Below are 3,486 nucleotides of genomic sequence, written 5' to 3' on the forward strand. Positions count from 1 at the left end.
TACGTCGCCGCGTGGCGGCCGAGTGGTGCGCAGGCGGACAAGTGGGTGTCGGTGAACGTGGTCCGCGAGCGCGACGGCGTACGGACGGTCGTGTCGCACAACGCCAAGCACACCCGCGGTCTGGTCGCGCGGCATCTACTGGAGTCGAGCAAGGATCCGGGGACCGCGAAGTCGCTGCACAAGCTGGTGAGCGAGCGGTGGAACGCCGAACTCGACCGCGCGGCGTCCGGCTGGACCCTCACCGTGGTGGAACACGACTGACGTTCATTCGACTGTAACTGGTGAGTGGTTTCCTACGCAGGGTGATGCGGGAAGGCTGAAGGCGGCAACGTCAGGGGGAATCCGCCCCACCCCATCGGAGGCCTGACCAATGCGACGCATCCGCACGTTCCTGATCACCACCGTGGCCGCGACCACGGCCCTTGCCCTCGGCGCCGGTCCGGCGCTGGCCGCACCGCCGACCCCTCCGTCCGCGAGCACCGCCGCCACCGAGCTGGCGAGCCTGACCGTCAAGGCGGAGGGCACCACCACCGGTTACAGCCGGGACCTGTTCCCGCACTGGATCATCCAGTCCGGGACCTGCGACACCCGGGAAGAGGTCCTGAAGCGCGACGGGACCGGCGTGAAGGTGGACAGCAGCTGCCACCCGACCGCCGGCAGCTGGTACAGCGTGTACGACAAGCAGACGTTCACGAACTCGTCGGACGTCGACATCGACCACATCGTGCCGCTCGCCGAGGCGTGGAAGTCCGGTGCGAACACCTGGACGACGGCCAAGCGTCAGGAGTTCGCGAACAACCTGACGATCTCCCAGCTGATCGCCGTGTCGGCGTCCAGCAACCGCTCGAAGGGCGACAAGGACCCGTCGGAGTGGAAGCCGACCAACACCGCCGTGCACTGCATGTACGCGCGCTACTGGATCTGGGTGAAGTACACCTACAAGCTGTCGCTCCAGTCGACGGAGAAGACCGCCCTGCAGCAGATGCTGGGCACCTGCTAGTCCTCGAGAAGATGGCGGCGCTGGGCGTGGATGCCGGCCTGGAATCGGGTCCGGGCGCCCAGCGTCTCCATTAGTTCGGCGACGCGGCGGCCGACCGTGCGGCTGCTCAACGCGAGCTGCCGTGCGATCGCGTCGTCCTTGAAGCCGGCGGCGAGCAGTGTCATCAGCCGGGCGTCGGTCGGGTCGGCCTTGGCGGCCGGGACCACCGGCACCGCCTGATCCCAGAGCAACCAGAACATCTCCATCAGCGCGTCCAGCAACGCACACGGATGTACGACGAGAGCGCTGTCGACCAGCTGGTCCACGGACAGCGGCAGCAGCGCGATCCGTCCGTCGAACACCGCCAGCTTCATCGGCACCTGCGGATGCACCCGCGACGTCTCGCCCGCGTCGGCGGCGCTGAACGCCTCGTCCACGCCGCCGGGGATGTCCAGCGAGTCGGGGGAGTAGATGCCGTGCACCACGACCCCCTCGCCGAGCAGCCCACGGACCGTACTGTCGGACTCGTCGGCCTGCGCGGCGTACGGCGGCCGGTCGAGGACGAGGAGCTGGTTCCGGGTCCCGTTGAGCAGCTGGGTGAACCGGGCCGCGATCGCCTCCTGCCCGACGATCACCTCGACCAGGTTCTCCGGCCGGTACCGCTCCTGGGTGCTGAGCTCGGACAGCAGCACCCGGGCCTCGGCACGGACCCGGTCGAGCTCGGCCCTGCGTACGGCGACCAGCGCGTCGACCGCCACGTCCGGACGGGTCGGCAGCAGCCGGACCGGGTCGTCGGAGGTACTCGTGAGAAGCCCCAGCTTCTCGAGCCGCCCGACGGTCGCGATCACGTCCTGCGGATCCCGCCCGAGGCGGTCCGCGAGTTGCTGGATCTCGCAGCCGGGCGCGGACAGCAGCGCCCGATAGGCCTCCTCGTCAGGCGGCTCGACACCTACGGACTCCAGCATCCGATCAGGCTATCTCGTTCCCCGGACGGGCTCGACCGGTTTGGCGACTTCAGGTCATGGCCGACATACGTCAGCACCCGAACAGGTGCACGACCCCCTCGGGTGGGGTAAATCTGACGTGCCGGGCGCGCGCGGACCGGACAGGGGACGCCCGGTCAAGCCTCAACGCGCGCGCCCGTCCTGCGCTTGACCTGCAGGTAGCTGCGCCACGCGACCCGCTGCAGCAGCAGCGTCAGTACGCCGGCCGCGGTCATACCGGCCAGGTTGATCCCGAGCTGCGCGGCCGACCCGCCGATCTGGTGCGGTGCCCAGAGCGCGAGCGACAACGCCAGGTCACCGGCGGCCGGGACCGTGGTGACCGAAATGAACACCCCGACCAGCGCGTTCCCGCGGCCGGCCGTCTGAGACAGCACACCGGCGCATCCCGCCAGTACGGCGACCACGGCCGACCACTTGTCCGGTCGCCAGATGAACCCGGTCAGCGGCCGGGCGGCTGTCACGTCGCTCACGTCCACCCAACCGACCGCGCGGGCCACGAGGGCGGCGAGCGCGGTCAGCACGATCGCGAGCACGAAGCCCTTGACGAGCAGTACGACCGACGCCCGCGAGAGCCCGCGCTTGCGCAGGAACAACCCGACGGCGAGCGCGGCGACCACCCCGAACTCCGGGCCGACCACCATCGCCCCGACGACCAGGATCGAGGAGTCGGTGACCACGGCGATCGAGGCGATCATCGTGGCCAGCGTCAGGAACGCGTAGTACGACCAGGAGCCGCCGGCCTCGTTGTACGCCTGGTCGACGACGGCGTCCCAGATCACCGCGTCGTCAGGTGCTCCCGGCGCGGCCTTCTCCGCGGCCTGGGCGTTCCGCGACGGAGCCGAGTCGACGGCGGACAGCGCGACCGCGCCGTCGTCGTACACGCCCTCCGTCTTCAGGAAAGTGAGGATGTCGGAGGTCGCCTCGCGGGTCACGTCGCACTCGACCATGTCGCCGTCCGGTCGGCGGGCCGCGCCGGGCAGCCGGACGATGCTGGTGACCCGCGGATCCGCGACGAGAGTGTCCAGGACGTGTTCGCTGCGCTCCGGCGGAACGATCAGGCGTAGGTGCATCACGGGCGACATGATGCCGCAACCCACGCGTTCAAGCGGTACGCCGGCTTCGATCCGACGCGCCTCGATCCGCGGGGTCCGGTGAACTGACCAGCGCGGCGAACAGGACCGTGGCGAGTGCCGCCAGGCCGGTGCCGACCGCGATCCAGCCGAGGGCCGGGTAGCCCGCGCCGGCGTCGAGCGCGAGGCCGCCGAGCCACGGGCCGGCGGTGATGCCGACGTTGAACGCGGAGAAGTTGGTGGCCGTCGCGAGCGTCGGCGCGTCGCCGGCCAGGCTGAAGACGCGGGCGTTCAGGGCCGGGTTCGCGGCGAAGCCGAAGCCGCCCAGGAACACGATGACGACGATCGCCACGACGGCAACGTGAGCGGTGAGGGCGAGTACGGCGGACAGCGTGACGAGCCCGGTGATGCTGATGAAGAGCGTGCGGAACGG

General features: G+C 70.0%; 3 protein-coding genes and 2 pseudogenes. 2 read left to right on the forward strand and 3 right to left on the reverse strand.

The genetic code is table 11. The features are described from left to right. Positions 1 to 261: pseudogene (locus VFF46_RS07020) on the forward strand (peroxide stress protein YaaA); the annotation flags it as partial. Between the two features lie 109 nt (positions 262 to 370). Then, the gene (locus VFF46_RS07025; RefSeq protein WP_325036203.1) at positions 371 to 1,000 is read left to right on the forward strand and encodes an HNH endonuclease family protein; all 630 of its coding nucleotides are present in this window, start codon (positions 371 to 373) and stop codon (positions 998 to 1,000) included. Here VFF46_RS07025 and VFF46_RS07030 read toward each other — a convergent pair. The 3 genes and pseudogenes from VFF46_RS07030 to VFF46_RS07040 all read right to left on the reverse strand — a co-directional run. Further along, positions 997 to 1,944: a MarR family transcriptional regulator gene (locus VFF46_RS07030; RefSeq protein WP_325036204.1), complete on the reverse strand. Its 948-nt coding sequence runs from the start codon at positions 1,942 to 1,944 to the stop codon at positions 997 to 999. The genes VFF46_RS07025 and VFF46_RS07030 overlap by 4 nt on opposite strands. A gap of 155 nt (positions 1,945 to 2,099) precedes the next feature. After that, positions 2,100 to 3,053 carry a DUF389 domain-containing protein gene (locus tag VFF46_RS07035; RefSeq protein ID WP_325036205.1) on the reverse strand — a complete coding sequence of 318 codons (954 nt, stop codon included), beginning with the start codon at positions 3,051 to 3,053 and terminating at the stop codon, positions 2,100 to 2,102. Between the two features lie 31 nt (positions 3,054 to 3,084). Continuing rightward, positions 3,085 to 3,486: pseudogene (locus tag VFF46_RS07040) on the reverse strand (Cmx/CmrA family chloramphenicol efflux MFS transporter); the annotation flags it as partial.

Source organism: Kribbella sp. (assembly GCF_035655035.1).
GTDB lineage: Bacteria > Actinomycetota > Actinomycetes > Propionibacteriales > Kribbellaceae > Kribbella.